Raw genomic sequence first — 22,012 nt, 5'->3', positions numbered from 1 at the left:
ATTACTGACTGTTGGGGTTCATGAGGGCACTCAGCGGATGACTCCCATCTGGTGCAGGACGACGAAGACGTCTTCGCGGCGCTGGTCGAGGAGCTGGCCGTTGAAGACCGTCTTGTCCTTGACTACTGGCTTGGCGAGGAACACCTCCTTGAGTCGATTGACCACGGTTCACCTCCTTTCCTTGGGTTCGGATTACCTGGATTCGGGCATGACAATTAAGGCCCTGAATTCAAAGAAAACAACGGACCGTATTGGCACATGAAATGCCAGGCAAAATGCGGGTAATCGGCGGAATTGCGGAAATCCGGCAGAACCCAGGGATTCCGGGGAAATGGACAGGCGTCCCCAACTAGAAGCTGGTTCCGAACTATGAGGACTCTGCTTGCCACGGCGATAGCGTGGCCCACCCGAGGGGTTCCGCTGGGAAGTCCCGCTTCCCGGCTCCCGCCTGTGCGGTTCGTGGCGTGCCTCTGCCTCTGAAATCAGGCTCCTATGCCAGGAAGCCGGTCAGGAGTTGAGGCAGGCCGCGAAATGCGTCAGGCGGAAATGTGGTGCGCGCCGGAATCCGGGCGCATTCCTGAATCCGGGCGCCGGGCAGCGAAGGTCGGGGCAGCAGCAGAGACGGTCATCTTCCATCCGCTAGTCAAAGTAATCATTTTCCCAACCTCCTTTTCGCCTCAGGCGCCGCACCGGTTGACTAACCGGCCCAACACACACCTTGTTCCCGGCGGGTCGCTCTGGGAACAAGAATAAAGCTACACCATGAATCCGCGGATTGACCAGCTAATTCATGGTTAATTCAGAAAATAATTTCCTAGAGGCCCCAGCGGATAATCGCCGGCGTCTTCTTGTCCCAGCCGAGCGTGCACACCTTCGCGGTTCCGAGGAGGAAATGCCGGCCTTCCCGGGCGTCCAATTCGAGCCAGCGGGCGGTGAGGATCCGGGAGAAATGGCCGTGTGCCACCACCAGGACGTTGTCCATTCCGGACTCCAACACACGCGCGATGATCTTGTCCGCACGGGCCGCCACGGAATCCAGGGTTTCGCCGTTGGGCACGCCATCGAACCAGATCAGGTAGTCCGGGTTGTCCTTGCGGATCAGGTCCGAGCTGATGCCCTCGTAGTCGCCGTAGTCCCATTCGACCGCCAGCGGTTCGTGGACGGCGTCGGGGAATCCGGCCAGCTCCGCCGTGCGGCGGGCGCGGCGCAGCGGCGAGGTGAGCACGAGGTCGAATTCGATCCCTTCCAGGACCTTGCGGGCCTCCACGGCCTGCTGCTCACCTTCGACGGTCAGGGGCAGGTCCGTCAGGCCGGTGTACTGTCCGCTCTTGGACCATTCGGTCTCACCGTGGCGCATGATCCACAGCTGCGGGCGGGAAAGCTTTGCCGGGTCAATCACTTAAGACTCCTCTGCGGGCGTGTCATTCGAAGGGTCTGCGCTGGACGGCTCGACGGCGGACGGCTCGTCAGCTGAAAGTTCGACGGCGGATTCGGGCTGCTCGGCCCACCACGCCTTGAGTTTCGCCACGGCGTCGTCGTACTCCAGCGGGCCGTATTCCATCCGCTGGTCCAGGAGGAACTTGTAGGCGCGGCCGACCACGGGTCCCGGCGCCAAGCCCAGCAGCTCCATGATCTGCCCGCCGTCCAGGTCCGGACGGATCGCGTTGAGTGATTCCTGCTCGGCCAGGGCCGCGATCCGCTGTTCGAGGTCGTCGTAGGCGAAGGACAGCCGGTCGGCCTTGCGCTGGTTCCGCGTGGTGACGTCGGAACGGGTGAGGCGGTGCAGGCGCTCCAGCAGGGGACCGGCGTCGGCAACGTAGCGGCGCACGGCCGAGTCGGTCCAGCCGGCGTCACCGTATCCGTAGAAACGCATGTGCAGTTCCACCAGGCGCGCCACGGCCTTGATGCTGTCATTGTCGAAACGCAGCGCCTTCATGCGCTTGGCGGTCAGCTTGGCACCCACCACGTCATGGTGGCGGAAGCTCACCGCGCCGCCCGCTTCGAACCGGCGCGTAGCCGGCTTCCCGACGTCGTGCATCAGCGCCGCGAAGCGCAGCACGAAGTCCGGACCCGGCACGGGGCCATCCGGGCCGGTTTCCAAGGCGGCGGCCTGCTCGAGCACCTGCAGGGAGTGCTGGTAGACGTCCTTGTGCCGGTGGTGCTCATCGGATTCCAGGCGCAGGGCCGAAACTTCGGGCAGCACGTATTCGGCCAGGCCCGTGTCCACCAGGAGGTCGATGCCGACCCGGGGGTGTGCTCCGTTGATCATCTTCACGAGCTCCTCGCGGACCCGTTCGGCAGAGATGATCTTGATTCGGTCCGCCATTTCGGACATGGCCAGGCGGACGTCGTCGTGCACCGAAACGCCCAGTTGGGACGCGAAGCGCGCGGCGCGCATCATGCGCAGGGGGTCGTCGGAGAAGGAAGCCTCCGGGGCGCCGGGGGTGGCCAGCTCCGCAGCGTGCAGATCGCGCACGCCGCCGAAGGGGTCCACGAGTTCCAGGGAGGGCAGGCGCAGCGCCATGGCGTTGATGGTGAAGTCGCGGCGCAGCAGGTCGTCCTCAAGCGAGGAACCGAAGGCCACCATCGGCTTGCGGGAATCGGGGTCGTAAGCTTCGGCCCGGTAGGTGGTGATCTCAATCTGGAAGCCGGCCTTCTTCATGCCGATCGTGCCGAACGCGCGGCCGATGTCCCAGAAGTTGTCCGCCCACTTCTTGATGACAGCGAGGGTCTGCTCGGGCGTGGCGTCGGTGGTGAAGTCCAGGTCCGGGGACGTCCGGCCAAGGAAGAGGTCGCGAACGGGGCCGCCCACCAGGGACAGTTCGAATCCGGCGTCAACGAAGCGCTGCCCGAGGTCCAACACCACCGGGTCGAGCTTGAAGTTGACTGAAGAACTGTCCAATACCTGCGCCATAGTCCCTTAAGCTTGTCAGATTTTTGCCGCCCCATCACACCCGGTCCGGGCATCGGCCCGGCGATTACCGCGGCACGTCACCGGCACGCAACCACGAGTCCATGTCCCGGTCATCAAGTCCGGGCAAGAGTCGTTAGAGTGGACTTCATGGCCAACCCGATCCCGAGTGCTCCAGGCAGGAGGACCAACGCACCGTTGCCGTCGGCAATCGGTGCGCACGTCGCGCCCGCCCCGCACCCGGCCCAGGCCTCGCTTCCCACCGTGGAGGAAGTGTCCGCGGGCGGCGTCGTGGTGGACACGTCCGACGGCGAACTCCGGGTTGCGATCATCGCCCGCCTTAACAGGGGTGGCCGGCTTGAGTGGTGCCTGCCCAAGGGGCACCCGGAGGGCAAGGAAAACAACGAACAGGCCGCCGTCCGCGAAATCGCCGAAGAGACCGGCATCGAAGGCGACGTCCTGGCCCCACTGGGCAGCATCGATTACTGGTTCACCGTCAGCGGCCACCGGGTCCACAAGACCGTGCACCATTTCCTGCTCCGGGCCACTGGCGGAGAGCTGACCATCGAGAACGATCCCGACCAGGAAGCCATAGACGCCGCCTGGGTTCCGCTGCACGAACTGGCCCGCAAACTGTCCTTCCCGAACGAGCGCCGCATCGCCGATCTGGCCAAGGAAGTCCTGCCGGAACACCTCTGAGCACATGGCTCATGGGACGATTAGGGCAATGTCTGCTGCGAAGAACTCCCAGTCCGTCCAGTCCGGAGAAGCCCGGTCGAGCGCCATCATGGCCGCTGGGACCCTGGTTTCGCGCTTCCTCGGCTTCGCGAAAACCTGGATGCTCGCGGTGGCCCTCGGCCTGGGTTCCACGGTCAACGACACCTTCATCAACGCCAACAACCTGCCCAACCTGATCTTCCTGCTGGTGGCCGGCGGCGTCTTCAACGCCGTCCTGGTTCCGCAGATCATCAAGGCCAGCAGGGGTCCGGACAGGGGAGCGGACTACATCAGCCGGCTCCTGACCCTCGCGGTGCTCGTGCTGCTGGGCCTGACCCTGCTGGTCACGCTCGCCGCGCCCCTGGTCATCGACCTCACCACCCAGGGCTATTCGCCGGAGCAGAAGGCCCTGGCCGTCACCTTCGCCTTCTACTGCCTGCCGCAGATCTTCTTCTACGGCCTCTACGCCCTGCTGACCCAGATCCTCAACGCCAACGGCGCCTTCGGGCCCGCCATGTGGGCACCCATCGTGAACAATGTGCTGGCCATCGCCGGCTTGGGCATGTTCATCTGGCTCCTCGGCGCCAACCTGTACCACCCGCACACACTGGATAACTGGGGACCGTTCCAGACCTTCCTCATCGCCGGCTTCTCGACCATCGGCGTCATCGCCCAGACGGCCGTCCTCTTCATTCCGGTCCTGCGTCTGCGCCTCGGCCTACGGCCGCGGTTCGGCTGGCGGGGCGTGGGACTGGGTCAGGCCGCAAAGCTGAGCGTCTGGACGCTGCTGACGGCCGCCGTCGGGCAACTTGCGTTCCTGTACGTCATGAAGATCGCCACGATCCCCGGCGCCGAACGGCTCCGCCTTGAGCAGGCGGGCCAAACTGAAGCCGCGGCCACCCTTCCCGGCAACGCCGTGCTGGAGGTTGCCAGCCAGCTGTACCTGCTGCCGCACTCGATCATTGCCCTGTCCCTGGCCACGGTGCTCTTCAACCGGATGACCCACGCCTCGCAGACGGGCAACCGGGCCGAGCTGCGCGAAGCCCTTTCGCACGGCCTGCGGACCATGGCCGTGGCCACGGTCTTCGGCGCCCTGGCGCTCTTCGCACTGGCCGGGCCGCTGGGCATGTTCTTCTCCGGCGGCGAACCGCAGGACGGCGTGATGCTCGCCCAGACCCTGACTATCCTGGCCCTGAGCACGCCGTTCATGAGCGCCAACTTCATGATGTCGCGCGTCTTCTACGCCAACGAGGACGCCCGCACGCCGTTCTTCATCCAGGTGATCCTCGCGGGCGTGAACGTGGCGGGCGCGTTCGTCATCCAGTTCCTGCCGGTGGACCGGATCATCTTCGCGATCGCCGTGCTGTACACGCTCGGGAACATCCTCTCCGTGGTGATCAGCGTCGCGTTCCTGCGCCGGCTCCTCGGGCATGTGGACGGACCGCGGATCACCAACTCCTACATCCGGATGGGCTACGCGGCGCTCGGCTCGGCCCTCGCCGGCACCCTCGCGCTGTGGCTGCTCGGCAGCTACCGGGCGGACGGTTTCGCGTGGAGCAGCCGCCCGGCCGCCTTGGTGACGGTCGTCGTCGTCGGGCCGGTCATGCTGATCGCCTACCTGCTGCTGCTCCGGCTCTTCCGTGTCAGCGAACTGCGCGACCTCCTCCGCCCGCTACTGGGCCGCCTGGGCCGCGGCGCGCCTGCCGCTTCCTCGGAAAGCCCGACGGCGCCGCGTGCCACGGTCTCTGACGACACCGGCCTGATTCCGCGCATCTCGGGCGAGTTCGACGCCGCGTCCTTCCGCGCCGGCCCCGACCTTTCCTCCTTCGGCCCCGGCGGCGGTCCGGAAGAACCGCACGACGAGCACAGCGGCTGGACCCGGCCCGCCCGGAGCTACCTTCCCGAGGAGGAACAGCCCTCGGGCGCGCGTTCCATGTTCAAGGGTTCCGCGCTTCGCCGGGATGTTCCCCTGCCCGGCAGGCGGACCCGCCAGGACCCTGCCGGAGGACCCTCCCACCGGGAACGCAAACGCCGCCGCCGGGAGTGACGTGGCCCTTCCAACACAAGGCCCGTCCAGCTCAATCCGCTAGGATCAGAAGCTGAGAGGTAGTTGCAGGCCACGGGTCCACCGGCTTACCGGGAGCCCCGGGACAGGGCAACGCAGCTGCCGGACAGCCTAGGAGGAGCCCGTGTCCCAACCGATCGACGTCGGATCAGTACTTGGCGGCCGCTACAAGGTCACCGCCACCGTGTTGACCTCGCACGACCACGATCTGGTGCTCGACGGCGTCGACCAGGTCCTCAACCGGCCGGTCAGCATCCTCGTCGCCGGCCCCGGGAACGCCGAACAGCTCGCCCAGAGCGCCCGCGAAGTGGCCACCGGCGAGCGTCCCGGCAACGTGCAGATCCTGGACCTCGGCGTCAGCGAAAGCACCACCTACCTCATCGCCAACCACAGCACCGCTCCGGACCTGCTGGACCTTGTGGTGGCCACCAATCCTCCGTATGTGGAGCCGTTCTTCACGGACACCCTCGGCAGCGAGATCTTCGGCCAGGCGCGTTCGCGCGAGCCCGAAACCTATGATGGCCTGTACGACGAAGACGAGCACGACGCCGCGTACATCAACTACGACGATCCCGGGAACTACGTCGCAGCCCCCGCGGAACGTTCCGCACCCGCAGCCGGCGTGCCAGCCGTTCCGCCCATGCCGGCGGCGAAGCCGGCGTCCGCCGGCGGCATCGGGTCGCGGATCGCAGCCGCGGCAGCCGGTGCCGCAGCCGGTGCCGCTGCGGCTGCGGCCGCTGTGAAGAACGCGGCCAAGCCTGGTGCGGAACCCGCCCACGACGACGCCGGCAGCCCGGCTCCCGAAGGCCCCGGCGATGCGGTACGCCCGACGTCGGCCCCCGCCCAGGCGCCCACGCAACCTGCCCCGACTGCTGCTACGCCGACAGCACCTGCAGCGCCCTCGGCCCCGGTAACTCCGGCTCCGGCTGCACCTGCCAGTGCCGCACCGCAGCCTCCGGCCACCCAGGCCGTTCCCGCCGCTCAGGCTGCGCCGCCCGCCCCGGCAGCGGCGCCGGCCCAGGCCCCTGCCGCGCAAGCCCCTGCAGCCGAGCCGGCCCAGGCTCCCAAGGTTTCCCTTTGGTCCGACGAAGACCACGCCAGCGCAGGCGCAGGCGCCGCAGCCGGTGCCGGGGCGGGTGCTGCGGCCGGCGCCGGCGCGGGTTACGACCGCGGTGCCAGCAACTTCCCGGCCTCGGCGCGTGCGCAGTCCAACGACTACGAGGAAGAGGAGTACTACGAGGACGAAGAGCCGCCACGGGAGCCCCGCTCCATGCGCTGGCTGGTCGGCGGCATCCTCGCAGCCGTCCTGGTGGTCGGCCTGATCCTCGCCGTCAACACCCTCGGCGGACTGCTCGGCAACAACAGCAACCCGCCGGCGGCGCAGCAGAGCACGGCACCCACCACCGCGGGCAACGGCGGTACGGAGACACCCGGCAGCAACAACACCAGCGCTCCGCCCGCCGCGGCGGCGCCGGCCATCGAGGGCGTCACCCGCCAGGGCGACTTCGACTTCGCAGGCACCTATGACAAGGACCTCGCCAAGACCTTCGACGGCAACGCCGCGAGCTTCTGGTCCAACATGGAGTTCGCCACCGCCAACTGGGGCGGACTCGCTCCCGACGGCGTCCCGCTGGCTGTGAAGCTCAAGGAAGCGGCCGAGGTAAATTCGATCACCCTCAGCCAGTTGGGTGCTTCCGGCGGAAGCATCAGCGTCTACACCAACGACCGCCCGTCCATGGACGGCGCCAAGCTGGTGGGAACCAACAGCTTCACCTCACCCGAGCTCACCATTCCGCTCAGCTCGCCTACCACGGCGCAGTACGTGATCATCAACATCAAGACCCTGCCCAAGCTTGCCGCTCCGAAGACCCAGTACGGTTTCGGCCTCCGCCTCGCGGAGATAAAGGTTCAGTAAGGCAGCGCAGTCCAGTATGGCAGCGGCCTTTCGGTCGCCCCGTCGGCGCCGGTCACCGTCACGCGGTGTCCGGCGCTGACGCATTTAACGACGACGGCGGTTCCGGCCGCCTTCCGGCCGTCGTCGTGATCAGCCGCCCGACGCCGTCGCCCGCTTTTCCTTCGACACCGGCAGTCGTGTTACGGCCGGCGGGAGCGGCTGCCTTGGGCGGTAAGGGCAGACGGTACCCTGAATATGGTGGATATAGGTCCCCGGAACCACCGGAATATTCAACGGCGCCACGGGGTTGTGCCATGTGGCCGGGTTCGAGACCGGTGCATCGACTAAGGAAGAGGTTCACCCAACAGTGAGCAACGCAGAAAACACCGCGTCCCAGGTACGTGATGTCATCATCGTAGGCTCCGGTCCGGCCGGTTACACGGCGGCTGTCTACACGGCCCGTGCCAACCTGAAGCCGCTGCTCATCGCCGGTTCGGTCACGGCCGGTGGAGAACTGATGAACACCACTGACGTCGAAAACTACCCGGGCTTCCCGGACGGCATCATGGGCCCGGATCTGATGGAGAATTTCGAGAAGCAGGCTGCCCGTTTCGGCACCGAGATCCAGTTCGAGGACGTCACCGAGCTTGAGCTCGAGGGCGACATCAAGACTGTCACTATCGCCACGGGGGAGACCTTCCGGGCCCGTTCCATCATCCTTTCCACCGGTTCGGCGTACCGCGAGCTTGGCCTGGAGAACGAAAAGCGCCTCTCCGGCCACGGTGTCAGCTGGTGTGCAACCTGTGACGGTTTCTTCTTCAAGGACCAGGACATCGCCGTGATCGGCGGCGGCGACTCGGCCATGGAAGAAGCCCTCTTCCTCACGAAGTTCGCCAAGTCGGTCACCGTGGTCCACCGCCGCGACACCCTCAAGGCTTCCAAGATCATGGGCGACCGCGCCCAGGCCCACGAGAAGATTAATTTCGTGTGGAACACCGCTGTTGAGGATGTCATTGGCGGGGACAAGGTCACGGGCCTGAAGCTGAAGAACCTGGTTGACGGCACTGTTTCCGAGCTGCCCGTCACCGGTGTCTTCGTAGCGATCGGCAACGACCCGCGCTCCGAACTCGTCAAGGACAAGCTCGAGCTGACCCCGGAAGGCACCATCGCCGTCCAGGGCCGCAGCTCCAAGACCAGCATCAAGGGTGTGTTCGCAGCCGGCGACGTCATCGATCCGACGTACCGTCAGGCCATCACCGCTTCCGGTTCCGGTTGCGTGGCAGCACTCGACGTCGAACACTACCTGGCAGATCTGCACGGCTGAGCTGAGCAGCCGGCAAAGTCCATACGAAGGGAATGAAAGAATGAGCAACGCAAAAGACGTTACTGACGCCAGCTTTGGCACCGATGTTCTGAACGCCGATAAGCCGGTCATCGTGGACTTCTGGGCAGAGTGGTGCGGCCCCTGCCGCAAGCTGGGTCCGATCCTCGACGAGATCTCGGTTGAGTACGGTGACAAGGTGGACGTCGTCAAGGTCAACGTTGACGACAACCCGGCCATCGCCGCGGAGTACGGCATCACCTCCATCCCCGCCGTGTACCTCTTCAGCGGGGGAGAAGTGAAGAACACCGTCATCGGTGCAAAGCCGAAGCAGTTCTTCGAGAAGGAATTCGAAGCGGTCCTCTCCTAGGACGCCTCATCCCTTGCCGGCGGCCGTTGCTCCCTGAGCAGCGGCCGCCGGTTTTTTGTCCCTTTGGGGGCCACCCGTGCATGCCTCCGCCGCCCGGGTTGACGAGTAAACCGCCTGCCGTTTCATGCATGGTTCAGAATCCAGGGGAGCGTCCTGGACGCTGCGAAACCTGACTTCGTCCTTTTCATTGGGGCGCTCTACTCCGCTCTTCCTCCGCCTTGCGTCCGGTCGACTGGCCGACCCCGTGTTGCCGGTTTCACGTGAAACATGGATTCCCATTATTGGCCCTTTCCTCATACCCACGGGACCACCTCGAACCCATCGGCTGTCCGGCAGCGCGCGGTCCGTTCGCGCGGACCGGGGCCTGCCGAGGAACCTGGACTCCTGTTTTGGGCCGCTTTCGTCTTTCAGGGCGGGTAGTCCCTCCGCCAGCCCGATCGCCTTCTCCTCGTCCAGCTGGCACAGCGCACCGGGCTACTGTCTCCCGGCGTCGGACGTTCCCGCCTGCGGTTACCTGCTCCTCACAGAAACGAAACGGGTCCCGCGCACGCGATACGCTCACCGCCGTCCTTCGAGGGGCCAAAGTGGCCCCGGCAATCCGGAGTGTTTCTTCCTGCTGGCCAAAGCCGTTTGTGAGTATGGACGCTGAATAGCCAAAGGCCGCGTGGGAGGAGCATCAACACACGCGCCCAGGAGCGCCTTCTCGACGTTACACCTTCTCGACGTTACAGGGGACAAGCCTCCAGCCCGTACAACGGGCAGGCTGCGGGTGGCAGAGAGGCCTCACGCCGCTACCAAGGGCGGCACCGTGGGGCGCGCAAGCCGTAGGTATCCTTGCTACCAGAAACGGACTGCGCACGCTGTGCAAGAAGACGTAGCTCGGGAGATGCCGGCCCTCCAGCTCAGGCACTGGAGTTGTCTGAGATCGAACCCGTGATTGCCCATCTCGCGCGTGGCCGGCTTGCCCCACAACCGAAATTCGGACGGTGGCCAGGTGAAGGCTTCTGACGGATAGCCAACGAGTCCACCGCCTAGTGGTCGACCACGGGCCGGCCGATGCGCGGGCAACGCTCGAAGCCGCAAACCATCCCTGATGGCACCCCGGAAGAACGGTCTGATTCCACAGAACTGCCAGGGTGGCTATCTTCAGATACTTTCTCGAGGACCGGTTCAGCCGTCTCCAAGAAGCGGTAACAGCCCCCACCAAGCCTGCCTGCGTGTTCCAGCCAAGTCAGCAGGCCGCGTCCGTCTAGTCGCCTCCAGTCGACATATCGTTCTGCAGCCTCCGGACCGCGTTACTCCTGTTAACGCAGCCCTCCTCGACGTCTGTGTTCCTGCTGCCGGGGATACGCCCCAGTGGACCTGCCAACCTCGGTTCCGAGCCTCGTGAATCTGGAAAATCATGCGGTCGAATGGGACGCTCCAGCCTCCCTCCGGCACGTACTTACCGCCACGCAGGATGGGTGGCATCCTGGTCTGCCTTGGTCCGCAGCAACTACTCCATACGTCGTCGAATACCCCGTACGGTCCGGTTCCGCATCGGCGGGCAGCCCAACAGCAGGTGGCCCTGCTGGTCATCTTCTACTCCCAATCTACTGGGGTCGACGTCCACTACCTTCACGCACACCAAGACCTTGGAAGCTACCACTTCTTCCATGGCTGGCTCGATCCGCTCGGCGAGTCCGCCGACGCACCACAGACCCTCCGGAGACTCTTACCCCACCTGAGATGCGCTTGACCTTTCCTGACGGTCAACAACCATAACCAGGTGAGCACTAGGGTCGCCGTCGGGGTGGGAGCGGTCAAAGGCCTGAAGCAGTCTGTGGCTGTCTACTGACGCGCTTCGGGATGCAACCCGGCTCTACCCATCGGGCGCGATTGATGGCGACGGCGTGCGCGAATGGAAGGAAGCGCATCGCAGTTTGAAGTCCGTGTACGTCGCGCCATCCACCTCAGCGGCACAACCTCGACGACCAGCGCTCGTCGGCTTCCAAGGAAAGCGCACCGGCGTCGATACCGGAAGCCGCTTGCGTTGAATGATCTCCCAAATCTACAGGCACTTCGGCGTGCTTCTGATTCAGGCGGGCCTGTTTTTATCGAAGGCAGTCCGCGTTGGGATAGCTTTGCCGGTCACTACGTCTATCCCGACTGCCGGCTGAACGAGTTGGATGTGACGCAAGAGGCAAGTGCGTTGACGGGCAGCCCCATACCAGGGAGGTCGTTCCATGCAAGACGGGTTTCGATGCGTCGGCACCAGTCCACGTCCGGGCCTGCGACCCGGTGCCGTTTCACGTGAAACATCGACGGATGTAGTCCGCAGCGAACCCCGGCTCCCAATCTCCCTAGCAACCGTTTCCACGCCAGACCGCGCTCCAACACAGCAGACGCCAATGCTAACCAACGCATCGCTGAGCGGATCCGCAGGCAACTCTTCCGCCCGATCCTCTTTCCGCCCCACCGCGAAAGTCCTACCCGGCTGATCCTCACGGCCCCAGTATCGGCAGGCCAGTCAGCGTGACCACTGAGCAAAGGCAGGGAGCACTTCGACGAAATGCAGAGCTGCTCCTAATCGGGTCGTTGACGCCAGGCAGACAGTGTCTCTGCAGAAGGGTACGCAGCTCGGTAGGACGACCCTCTCTCAACGACTGGGCGCTTACAACTGGTTTCCCTAACCGCCTGGCTACGACGCGTGCCTATCTGCAGGCTCCCATTCGCCGGCATCGACACTTCCCAGCCTTCGTCCCGACTGCCCGGCCTGCTTCCGGGTTGGGCATTCGCGCATCGACCCCAACGGCGAACACGGCATGTTTCACGTGAAACCTACGCCGCTCCCTGACGCGACGGCTAGCATCGCCGTCGTCCTCACTGTTCGACCAACAATCGCTAAGTTCCAGCTCTCCATGGGACGGTTCTGTGTGGACAATTCGACTGCAGAACAGAAGGACCCCGACGACACCTGAACAGATCAGGGCAAGCCCGCGGGAACCTTGCGGGGCCTGTCTGCACGTCGACCAGGCCTCATGGGCCGATCAACAAGTTTTCCTGAAGGCCTCCCGTCATGGCTACTGCGCGTCGCCTCGCCTACCTGGAGTCCGTCACGAAGCGAGGTCGCAATGGGGACGCTGTTCCGGTCTGCCCCTGCACCCCGACTGGAGTAGTCTCTCGCCGCCGCGCAAAGAGGGGCGCTGCTGTCGGGCCTAGAGTGCTGCTGGCGGCATTGAGTCTGGCGCAGCTGCCGTCTGATCTCAGTGGCGCACTGCCACGTTGGAACCTAGTTGTCCTGAAGACGGTAGACATAGAAGCACGTGCCGCGGTTCCGATCGATAGCCACGGGCCACGGGTGATCTCGGTTCGCCACGCGGCATAGCCGCACCTGCCAGATCAATGCACGCACTTCCTTCCGTCGATGTTCGCAGCCGGACAAAATGCGGGATACTAGCAGCTGCCGGCCTGGACCCTCCCTATCGTCTGGAGGACAACTCCCCAAGCGGCGCAATCGCTAGGAACCATTTCGGCCTTACAGTGCGTGTGCGAAGCACGCCGGCCAGGGTCATCCATCCCGACCTCCACCCAGGACCACCTGGTGACATCAGCTGCGTCAGGCCCTCTCGGAAGGGTGACTGCGGAGAGCGTCCGGGTACCGAATGTGAACCTGGAGACATCCGATCAAGACGCGGTGCGCGATCGGAACGCGGTGAACATGATGCACACCACAAAAGAGTTATCCACCGGTCGGCGCTCGGTTATGCACAACGTTATCCACAGCGAAATCCACATGGGTCCGAATTCCCACAACCGAGCTTCGGACTACCCTGCGGTGCGTCCAAAGCCCGCCCTCGTCCGCTACGCTCGGCCGTATGCACATATAGTGTGCTGAGATGGTCAGTTAGGGGCAAGAATTGACTGAAATGCCCATCCAGGCGCGCTTTTAAGGCCAATTCTGGCCACTCCGGAGATGTTTCACGTGAAACAGTATGAAAGGTGCCGCCTGACCTGAAATCACCGGCCATGACCGAAGCTTCGTGGGACTACTAGCGCGGACCTCAAGCAATTCGCACCTTGCCGTCTATCCACAAAGTTATCCACAGCAATATCCACGGACCGCTGACCCGTTTTCAACAGGCTTGCTGGGGATTTCTGTTGGGCCAAACGTCTGTTCGGTGATCTCAACTTGGCCGGCCAAACAGTCAAACAAGAACGTCGATGTGACGCCCCGGCCTGAAAAGGACAAGCCAGAATAACGGCCGTGACGGTCGGACAAACCGAAAGACGCGCTGTTCCCGGGGGAGATCTGGCGGCCAAAGTCGCAATGCCGCTCGATCGCATAGCTCGCAGCTGAACATCGAACGGCCGACAAAGCGCCGGGCCACCCTGGAGTTGCGCGCGCCGACCACGCGGTGACCTCCTCGCGGTCGCTCCTTCCCGCAGCGCCCAACAACTGGGATGCCGCCCTCGGACCCGGTCGGTCCAGAGGAGTTGCCTAGGGTCGACGGAATTGGCGCTCGTCTCTGGAGGACCCGAACGACTTTGCGCTGAACCGGATCCGTCTGGGTTCAGGGGAGGACCTGGGTTCAGGGAACGACCCGGAGTCCGGCCAGGACCTTGTTTCAGGGGGCGACTTGGAGTCCGGGGGAGCACTACGTGATTCGGTAGCGTCCAGGTGCACGTCTTCCAAGCCATGGGCCGCCGGCTGATGCGCGCACATTCACCTCGCCCTCTGCAGCAGCTGACGGACTTGAACGATGAGAAGGAGGAATCGAACGATTGGTCGACACAACACCAACAAGTTTGCGGACTCCAACCGGGATGCCAGGGGACCCGTGCAATCAACCTGGGTCCGGCTCGGGAAATTCAGAGCGGAAGCCTAGCTGCCAAATCATCAGTAAGCTGAGTAAGGATGAAGCTGCGGTAGCTGTAGACCATCAGGCGCCTTAGCAAAGCAATCTCCTCCGGCGGCCTATTCCACTGGGTTGGCGTCCGTCGTCCCACCGAGGCTGTGTCCAAACCTTGCCCTGAGGTCAGCGTTGGACAAGGCCCGATAGCGAAGCCCGAGCGCCGACATGACGGGTGTGCGGGTTTCCCACACGGCGGATGCCTGACGGAGTAGCGAACGGGACCCGCCCAAGTGTTGCCTCAATTCAGCGCAACACAGCCTCCACGTTACCGTCATTGGTTTGCGGCTCGTCCTCGGCAAGGGCCCAGCCTGGATAACAGAAACTGGAACGGATACCCTGGGGAGCGGTCTGCCCCCTGATGGACGCTGGGTGGGCATCGCAGTCACTGGTACGTCTCGGCAGTTGTATCTGACAGCCTGGTGCGCAGTTGATCAAGGCTACTAGCTACGGGAGCGAGTCAAAGCGAATCGCGGTACCTCTCGTGATCCGCGCAAGCGATCAGGATGCAGACGTATGCGTACAGGTCTCCAGTCCGCCCACAACGGGGCTACTTAGCAAAACCACCCTACTTACTGGGAGAAGCGGGACCCTCTAGTTGTCCGGACGGCCTTGTTTCACGTGAAACCGTCTCCTCGTTAGATCCTCTGACTCTACTGCGCGGACTCTATGTGTGAACGATGGCATCACAGCGCAGGACCTCTCATGCGCCGCCAACAAGATCGGCCTGAGGCGATCTCGCATTCGAAACACAAGCACCATGAAGGAAGTCGCCCACATGCAGGTTGAATCGAAGAGAACTTGCTCAGGATGCCGGACCCGGCATCGCGCCCACCCTTGTTTCACGTGAAACATGGATGGTCACGCTGGCACGCCGCGAGGAACACCGGCATGGCTACGACTGGATATGCTGGTACCGCCGGCAGGCGAACGGCTCCAGATGCCAGTTGCATAACCCCGAGTCCGACCCCTCTCGTGCCTGGCAACTGAGATTCCCGGGACCGTATCCAATTCTCGACGCTCGGGAGGCTCGGAAGGCGAAGGACCTAGCATTGATGGCCCGGGCATCGGATGGTTTTGGCTGCATCGGTATTCCCTTGGCGCTTAGGTCCGTGCGGGGGATAAGCGGCATGTTTCACGTGAAACGCCGTAACGGTTTGAGAGGAACAGGTGACCTACTTCGATCTGTCTGCAGGTCGAATCCAATACCCGACGGCGACGCAATCGCTCATCAGTGCGCCCCGATTGCACCGAGAAGAACGCACGAACTGCGATACCTCTCGCTGCGCCGCTCTACGAGGCGCCGGCTCGTAGAGCAATCGAAGGGAACAGGGGCTTCGAGAGCACCCGGACTGGGACACCAGCAACAGCCTTTGGATCCCTCCTCAGCGGCCTGGGCTCACTTTGGTGCCCAAGAAGCCGTCCGAACCCCTGAACGCCAAGAGCACCCGTTGAGACCACAGCAACAGCAGCGGCAGCCTTGCCGCAAGAGCACACCGCAAGGGGAGGCTACGCGTAGCAATTGGTGCCAGTAGACCAGTTTCGACGATAAATGCCCGCGTTTCGCGGATCCTGCGAATCTGGATTAGAGAAGGCGGTCACCCCGCGCGAACTGCGCCCCGCGAGGAGGGAGTCAAGATCCGCGGGAGAGTTCCCACCAGGACTGTAGACACCCGGGGAAACAACAAAATGGCATGGGTTGCGAAACCCAGGATCTCAATCCGACGGGACGAGATGCAGCCGCGGAAACCGATGACTCGGTGCCCGACCCGGAAAGTCCACGCATAGATAGGGAAAAGTGACCGGCAAACAAGCCAGGCCACGGGATGCGGAGTCGGATCGATGAAGAACTGGAAGGAACACGGAAGCCCTCATCCGGCCTGAAAGCATCGCTGGACGCAACCGCCAGCTGGGTTCCGGCGCAAGCCTGATCCAGGAATCGGAGCTTCCGGAGTGATTCCAACGCAAAGCACTCCCCATCAAGGGCCGAGAAGAGCCAAGACACGGAACGTTTCACGTGAAACTCGAGCCGCTGTTCCAGAAAGGAACACGCGAAACCGCTCCAAGCCCAAAGACAAAGGGCGCCTCTCCAAACTGGAGAAGCGCCCTTCCGTGCTCGGAGCTCTATGATTCCGCACCAGGGGACAGAACGTCCATGATGCGGTTCAAGTCTTCTACGCTCGCAAATTCAATGCTCACACGTCCCTTACGCGCACCCAAGGTGATCTTCACGTTGGTGTCCAGGCGATCGGATAGCGAGGAAGCCAGGTAATCCAAGCGCTCGTGGCGGGCGTTAGGGCGGGGAATGTTGTTCATGGCCGGCGTCGCAGGCTCCTGGTACAAAGCAACGGCTTCCTCGGTGGCACGTACAGACATGCCTTCGGCGACGATCTTCTGCGCCAGGCGCTCCATGGCCGCGGCATCGGGAAGCGCAAGCAGTGCACGGGCATGCCCGGCAGAAAGAACACTGGCGGCGACGCGGCGCTGAACCAGCGGTGGCAACTTCAAAAGCCGAAGGGTGTTCGAGACCTGCGGACGCGAACGCCCGATGCGATCAGCGAGCTCCTCGTGCGTGGTGCCAAAGTCTTCGAGCAGCTGCTGGTAGGCAGCCGCCTCTTCCAAAGGATTCAGCTGGCTGCGGTGGAGGTTCTCGAGCAGCGCGTCACGAAGAAGGTCATCGTCATTCGTGTCTCGCACGATCGCGGGGATGGTTTCGAGTCCGGCGGCCTGGACTGCACGCCATCGGCGCTCACCCATGACCAATTCATACGGTTCTCCACCCTTTTCGGTTGAAGTACGTACGACAATTGGCTGGAGGACTCCGATTTCCTTAACAGAGTGAATGAGCTCCGCCATGTCGTCCTCATCGAAGACGCTGCGGGGTTGCTTCCGGTTCGGATGAATGTCCTGCACCGGGATTTCAGCGAAGCGCGCGCCGGGAACCTCAACGAGCTCCACCTCCGGCTCCTCAGGAGAGGGAGCGGCCTTTGCGGCAGTGTTCCGCGCAGACTTGGCCGTGGCCGGAGCTTTCGCCGTATCCTTCGCGGGAGTAGCCTTCGCAGGACCGGTCTTCGCAGCGCCGGCCTTTGCCTTGGTGGCCGGGGCAGTGACGACCGGCTCAGGAGCGTCCGACTCAGAAGCATTTGCGCCCGAAGCCGGCTGCGAGGGAGTCCGCGCCGCGGACTTGGCGGGGGGAGCTGCCAGTGCATCCGCCGTCGTCGGTTCCGTCTCGGAAACGGAAGGCGCGGGTGAGGCGACCTTCCGCGCTTCCGGGAAGAACAGGTCTACCGGGCGGGACGAGCCACCGGTGCCGTTGCCTGCAACACCAGCCGAAGCCGAGCTGGGAATAAGGGCACCAAGACCCCTGCCCAAACCCCGTCGCTTTTCGCTCATGTGTGTATCCCTCCAAAGGAACGGCAGGGAAGACCCGCCAAGGCTGTTGCAGTGTTTAGAGAAGTCTAGCGTTCAGCGATTTCCGCTGCGGCTTCCATATAGGAAAGGGCTCCGCTCGACGAGGAATCGTAGGTCATTACCGTCTGCTGGTAGCTCGGGGCCTCGGAAATACGGACCGAGCGGGGAACCACTGCACTGAGCACCTGATTCGGGAAGTGTTCACGCACTTCGGTGGCCACTTGGGCGGCCAGGTTGGTACGGCCGTCATACATCGTCAGGAGGATCGTCGAAACCACGAGGTCACCGTTCAGGTGCTTCTGGATCATCTCGATGTTCTTGAGCAGCTGGCTGAGGCCCTCCAGTGCGTAGTATTCGCACTGGATCGGGATCAGGACTTCACTGGCGGCGCAGAAGGCGTTGACCGTCAGCAGGCCAAGGCTCGGCGGGCAGTCGATGAAGATGAAGTCGAGCCGGGGTTCGCCGTTCTTCTCGCGTTCCTTCGCGTAGACATCGATCGCCCGGCGGAGGCGCTGCTCGCGGGCCACCAGGGAAACCAGTTCGATTTCCGCGCCGGCCAGGTGGATGGTGGCGGGAGCGCAAATGAGGTTGGGAACGTCGGGGCAGGGCGCCACCACTTCACCCAGCGGCAGGTCGTTGATCAGCACATCGTAGATGCTGTCGACGTCGGCGTGGTGCTCAATGCCGAGCGCGGTGGAGGCGTTGCCCTGGGGGTCGATGTCGATCACCAGGACGTTCAGGCCGGCCGATGCCAAGGCAGCGGCGATGTTGACCGTGGTGGTCGTCTTGCCGACGCCGCCCTTCTGATTGGACACAGTGAAGATGCGGGTCTTCTGCGGTTTCGGCAGCTCCCGGCCAACCAGGCGTTCCCTGCGGCGGGTCTCGTTGGCCAACTGGCGGGCAATGGGGCTGGAGTCGTCGATCAAGTCCATCACATTCCCTCCACCGCTTACGGTTGTTTCACGTGAAACTATCGAGTTATCAACCAAATTCGGGCTAATTTGTCCCATGAGGCCCAGCGTGGAGGGCGCAGAGACTGCACGTGCGGACCCCAAGGACATGAACGGGGGGATCCGATGCGTGGAGGTTTCGCTACTGGCCACTGTCACACTCACTCTCATTTGGCGTTGGCTGCCGTTCTCTAGCCTAACGGCTTCGCCTAGGACACGCCGGACACAGCGCGGGGAAGGCCGGGGAAACTACGCGGGTTTACGTGTCTTGTCGACCAGGACCTTGACCACTGTGGTGGGTTCCTCAAGCAGTTCCTCACCGCACAGAACAACGCTGGTTTCGACCCCGCCAAGTTTCCGGATGACCTTGGCGGCCTTTTCGATTTCCTCTTCGGCGCTACGTCCCTTGATGGCCACGAGTTCACCCTTGCCGTCCAGCAGGGGGATGGTCAGGCCGGCGAGCTTGCTCAGCGCGGATACGGCGCGGGCCGTGACAACGTCGGCCTTGACCAGACCCACCGCGAGTTCCGCACGGGTACGCATCACGGTCACGTTCGTGAGTCCGAGGTCGTCCACCACTTCCTGCAGCCAGATCACGCGCCGTTCCAGCGGCTCAATCAGGGTCAGTTCAAGGTCCGGGCGGGCAATCGCCAGGCACAGCCCGGGCAGCCCGGCGCCGGATCCGACGTCGGCCACGTGGCTGCCGTGGGCGATCTCCGATTCAATGACCGCGCAGTTGAGCACATGGCGACCCCACAGACGGGGGATCTCCCGCGGGCCGATAAGCCCGCGCTCGATCCCCGACGTCTCGAGGTGCTCCACATACCGGCGGGCCAGATCCAGGCGGTCGCCGAAGATTTTCTCTGCGGCCGACAGGTCCGCTGCAGTAATGTCCGCCATGATCCCTAGTCGGCCGAAACCACGATGTGGCGGTTGGCGCCTTCGCCCTCGGATTCCGATACGAAGCCGAGGTCGGCAACGGCGTCGTGGACGATCTTGCGCTCGTATGCGCTCATCGGTTCAAGGGCGACGGCGGAGCCGCTTTCCTTGACCTTCGCGACGGCGTCCTCGGCGATCTGCTGCAGCTCGCCGGCGCGTTCCTTGCGGTAGCCGTTGATGTCCAGCACCAGGCGGGAACGGGTGTCCGTGGCGGACAGCACCGAGAGGCGGGCCAGTTCCTGGAGCGCTTCAAGGACCTCGCCGTCGCGGCCGACCAGGCTCTCAAGGCCCTCGGAGGATTCCTCTGCGGCGATGGAGATGTAGGTGCGGCCGTTGCGCACCTCGATGTCGATGTCGCCATCGATGTCGGCAATGTCCAGGAGTTCCTCGAGGTAGTCTGCAGCGACGTCGCCCTCTTCCTCGAGGCGGCTCGCTGCGCTCCCCTTGCCGGCGGGCTTCTCTTCTGCCTGGGATGACAGGGACTCGGTGGCCAGCTCGTCGTTCACGCCTTCAGCCTTCGTCTCTTCAGTGCTATCAACCGACATTACTTCTTCTTCCTGTTCTTGCGTTGTGGCTGGACGCGCTGGCCCTTGGGCTTCTCGGGCTCGGCTTCAGCGGGGGTCTCCTCGGCCTTCTTTCCGCCGAGGATCGGCAGGACCGGCAGCCCCTTGGCGGCGCGGCGCTCGGCGAGGGCCTTCGCAGCGGGGGAGCCCGGCGTCGGCATGCGGCGGATGACGAAGAACTGCTGGCCCATGGTCCACAGGTTGGTGGTGGTCCAGTAGATGAGCACACCGATCGGGAAGTTGATGCCACCCACACCGAAGACGATGGGCAGGATGTAGAGCATCATCTTCTGCTGGCGCATGAACGGGCTGGCCATGGCCTCTTCGGACATGTTCTTGGCCATGATCTGCTTCTGGGTGATGAACTGCGAGGCCGTCATGGCCAGGATCATCACGATCGACAGGATCCAGACCGCAACCTCGTTTCCAGGGGCGCCGCCGTGGAGAAGCGAAGCGGACAGCGGAGCCCCGAAGATGCTCGACTGATCGAACTGCACCACCTGCGCGTGGCTCATGGCACCAATGCCCTGGCCCTTGTCCTTCGCGGCGGTAATGCCGGAGAGCACCTGGAACAACGCGAAGAAGAACGGCATCTGGATCAGCATCGGCAGGCAGGCCGAGAACGGGTTGGTGCCGTGCTTCTTGTACAGCGACATCTGTTCCTGCGCCATGGCCTGGCGGGAAAGCTGGTCGGTCTTGCCCTTGTACTTGTCCTGCAGCTTCTTCAGGTCCGGCTGCAGCAGCTGCATGCCGCGCTGCGCCTTGATCTGCTTGACGAAGACCGGAATAAGGGCGGCCCGCAGCACGAGCACCAGGCCAATGATGGACAGCGTCCACGTCCAGCCGTTGGCGGGTGGCAGCCCAATGAAGCTCAGACCCTCATGGAATCCGACCATGATGACTGAGACCAGCCATTTGAACGGAAACATGATTGTTTCAAAGAAGTCCATACGTTTTCCCTATTTCCTCAAGCCGCTTCCCGGCGGCCGTCTTCATCAGCCTGAGCAGCCAGGAACTGGTCCGGGTTGTTCAGTACAACAATCATGGGGGTGCGGCCCTCGGGCCAGTGGCGGTGGCCGGCGGGGACGTGGTCCACGCCGCCGGCGTTCCAGGGGTGGCAGCGCGCAAGGCGCCGTGCAGCGAGCCAGCTTCCCTTGACGGCACCATGGACCGTCACTGCTTCCAGCGCGTAGGCGGAGCACGAAGGAAAGAAGCGGCACACCTGGCCGTACAACGGCGAAACGATCCGCCGGTAGGCCTTCAGCAGCAGGATGAGGATGTTGCGGGGCAGGTCCCAGAGGACGGAACCGATAGTCCTTGAGGTTGAGACAAGGAAGCGGACGACGGCGGAGCCTAGCTCATGCACGCAGTGTCCCTTCCGTTGTAGTGCTGCCGATACGGTCCGGCAACCGCGGCGGAACCGTTCCGCCAAGCCGCTTCCTGTTCGCTGACAGGGCGGCGTTGAAATCGCCCAGCAGCTGTTCCCAATCAGCGGACGCTGCCGCCGGCAGGGCCCGGACAACTACGGCCAGTCCGGTTCCCTGGGTTTTCAAGGCCAGGGCAGCAGCTTCCCTCAGTCTCCTCTTAACGAGGTTCCTGGTGACAGCGTTCCCGACGGCTTTGGAAACAATGAAGCCGAACCGGCTGGGTTCATCGGCAGCGATAGGTGCCGTATATAACACTAAGTTCCGGCGTCCATTGCGGACGCCGGAACGTACTGTTGTTGAAAAGTCGGTTGAAGTCCGCAGACGATGGGGGGTGGCAAGCACCGCTTGACTCGCTTGGGAAGGTTGACCGACGAGTCAGTTATTTACGCCGACAGCTCGACGCGGCCCTTGCTGCGGCGGGCAGCCAGGATGGCGCGGCCGGCACGGGTGCGCATACGAAGGCGGAAGCCGTGCTTCTTGGCCCGACGGCGGTTATTCGGCTGAAAAGTCCGCTTGCTCACGTTAGTTACTCCAGTGGATCAAAGGTGCGCC

General features: G+C 63.6%; 16 protein-coding genes. 5 read left to right on the top strand and 11 right to left on the bottom strand.

Features of this window, described 5'->3' with window-relative positions:
• Positions 1 to 30: 30 nt before the first annotated feature.
• The 3 genes from D3654_RS20920 to D3654_RS06675 all read right to left on the bottom strand — a co-directional run bounded on the left by D3654_RS20920 (position 31) and on the right by D3654_RS06675 (position 2,914).
• Entirely contained in the window at positions 31 to 165 is a 135-nt protein-coding gene (locus tag D3654_RS20920) for a hypothetical protein (protein WP_280960092.1), read from the bottom strand.
• A 649-nt stretch (positions 166 to 814) separates the two neighbouring features.
• Positions 815 to 1,357 carry a histidine phosphatase family protein gene (locus D3654_RS06680; RefSeq protein ID WP_205571746.1) on the bottom strand — a complete coding sequence of 181 codons (543 nt, stop codon included), beginning with the start codon at positions 1,355 to 1,357 and terminating at the stop codon, positions 815 to 817.
• Between the two features lie 42 nt (positions 1,358 to 1,399).
• Complete coding sequence (locus D3654_RS06675; RefSeq protein ID WP_120520734.1) at positions 1,400 to 2,914, bottom strand: CCA tRNA nucleotidyltransferase; 1,515 nt, start codon at positions 2,912 to 2,914, stop codon at positions 1,400 to 1,402.
• 195 nt (positions 2,915 to 3,109) lie between these two features.
• Between D3654_RS06675 and D3654_RS06670 the strand changes: the two genes are divergently transcribed.
• The 5 genes from D3654_RS06670 to trxA all read left to right on the top strand — a co-directional run bounded on the left by D3654_RS06670 (position 3,110) and on the right by trxA (position 9,278).
• Complete coding sequence (locus D3654_RS06670; RefSeq protein ID WP_120520733.1) at positions 3,110 to 3,610, top strand: NUDIX hydrolase; 501 nt, start codon at positions 3,110 to 3,112, stop codon at positions 3,608 to 3,610.
• 28 nt (positions 3,611 to 3,638) lie between these two features.
• Positions 3,639 to 5,675 (top strand): murein biosynthesis integral membrane protein MurJ, encoded by a 2,037-nt coding sequence (gene murJ / locus D3654_RS06665; RefSeq protein ID WP_120520732.1) that lies wholly within the window; start codon positions 3,639 to 3,641, stop codon positions 5,673 to 5,675.
• Between the two features lie 142 nt (positions 5,676 to 5,817).
• Complete coding sequence (locus D3654_RS06660; protein ID WP_120520731.1) at positions 5,818 to 7,608, top strand: discoidin/SUN/FTP domain-containing protein; 1,791 nt, start codon at positions 5,818 to 5,820, stop codon at positions 7,606 to 7,608.
• Between the two features lie 346 nt (positions 7,609 to 7,954).
• Positions 7,955 to 8,911 (top strand): thioredoxin-disulfide reductase, encoded by a 957-nt coding sequence (gene trxB, locus D3654_RS06655; RefSeq protein WP_120520730.1) that lies wholly within the window; start codon positions 7,955 to 7,957, stop codon positions 8,909 to 8,911.
• Positions 8,912 to 8,951: 40 nt separating this feature from the next.
• Entirely contained in the window at positions 8,952 to 9,278 is a 327-nt protein-coding gene (trxA, locus tag D3654_RS06650; RefSeq protein ID WP_074588517.1) for a thioredoxin, read from the top strand.
• Positions 9,279 to 16,294: 7,016 nt separating this feature from the next.
• On the opposite strand, the gene D3654_RS06645 is transcribed toward trxA, so the two are convergent.
• The 8 genes from D3654_RS06645 to rpmH all read right to left on the bottom strand — a co-directional run bounded on the left by D3654_RS06645 (position 16,295) and on the right by rpmH (position 21,981).
• Positions 16,295 to 17,563, bottom strand: a complete 1,269-nt coding sequence (locus tag D3654_RS06645) for a ParB/RepB/Spo0J family partition protein (protein WP_120520729.1) — start codon at positions 17,561 to 17,563, stop codon at positions 16,295 to 16,297.
• A 65-nt stretch (positions 17,564 to 17,628) separates the two neighbouring features.
• The gene (locus D3654_RS06640; protein ID WP_245413118.1) at positions 17,629 to 18,684 is read right to left on the bottom strand and encodes a ParA family protein; all 1,056 of its coding nucleotides are present in this window, start codon (positions 18,682 to 18,684) and stop codon (positions 17,629 to 17,631) included.
• Positions 18,685 to 18,780: 96 nt separating this feature from the next.
• The gene (rsmG, locus tag D3654_RS06635) at positions 18,781 to 19,431 is read right to left on the bottom strand and encodes a 16S rRNA (guanine(527)-N(7))-methyltransferase RsmG (RefSeq protein WP_120520727.1); all 651 of its coding nucleotides are present in this window, start codon (positions 19,429 to 19,431) and stop codon (positions 18,781 to 18,783) included.
• Positions 19,432 to 19,436: 5 nt separating this feature from the next.
• Complete coding sequence (locus tag D3654_RS06630) at positions 19,437 to 20,015, bottom strand: Jag family protein (RefSeq protein WP_120520726.1); 579 nt, start codon at positions 20,013 to 20,015, stop codon at positions 19,437 to 19,439.
• The gene (gene yidC, locus D3654_RS06625) at positions 20,015 to 20,983 is read right to left on the bottom strand and encodes a membrane protein insertase YidC (RefSeq protein ID WP_120520725.1); all 969 of its coding nucleotides are present in this window, start codon (positions 20,981 to 20,983) and stop codon (positions 20,015 to 20,017) included. Before yidC ends, D3654_RS06630 begins: the two co-directional genes overlap by 1 nt.
• 17 nt (positions 20,984 to 21,000) lie before the next feature.
• Complete coding sequence (gene yidD, locus D3654_RS06620) at positions 21,001 to 21,399, bottom strand: membrane protein insertion efficiency factor YidD (protein WP_205571742.1); 399 nt, start codon at positions 21,397 to 21,399, stop codon at positions 21,001 to 21,003.
• Positions 21,392 to 21,802: a ribonuclease P protein component gene (gene rnpA, locus D3654_RS06615; RefSeq protein ID WP_120520723.1), complete on the bottom strand. Its 411-nt coding sequence runs from the start codon at positions 21,800 to 21,802 to the stop codon at positions 21,392 to 21,394. The genes yidD and rnpA overlap by 8 nt, the downstream gene beginning before the upstream one ends.
• Positions 21,803 to 21,843: 41 nt before the next feature.
• Positions 21,844 to 21,981 (bottom strand): 50S ribosomal protein L34, encoded by a 138-nt coding sequence (rpmH, locus tag D3654_RS06610; RefSeq protein WP_074588526.1) that lies wholly within the window; start codon positions 21,979 to 21,981, stop codon positions 21,844 to 21,846.
• Between the last annotated feature and the right edge of the window lie 31 nt (positions 21,982 to 22,012).

This window comes from Arthrobacter celericrescens, assembly GCF_003614925.1.
Classification (GTDB): domain Bacteria; phylum Actinomycetota; class Actinomycetes; order Actinomycetales; family Micrococcaceae; genus Arthrobacter; species Arthrobacter celericrescens.
The sequence above is the reverse complement of the archived record's forward strand: the minus strand, read 5'-3'. Positions and strand labels throughout refer to the sequence as shown.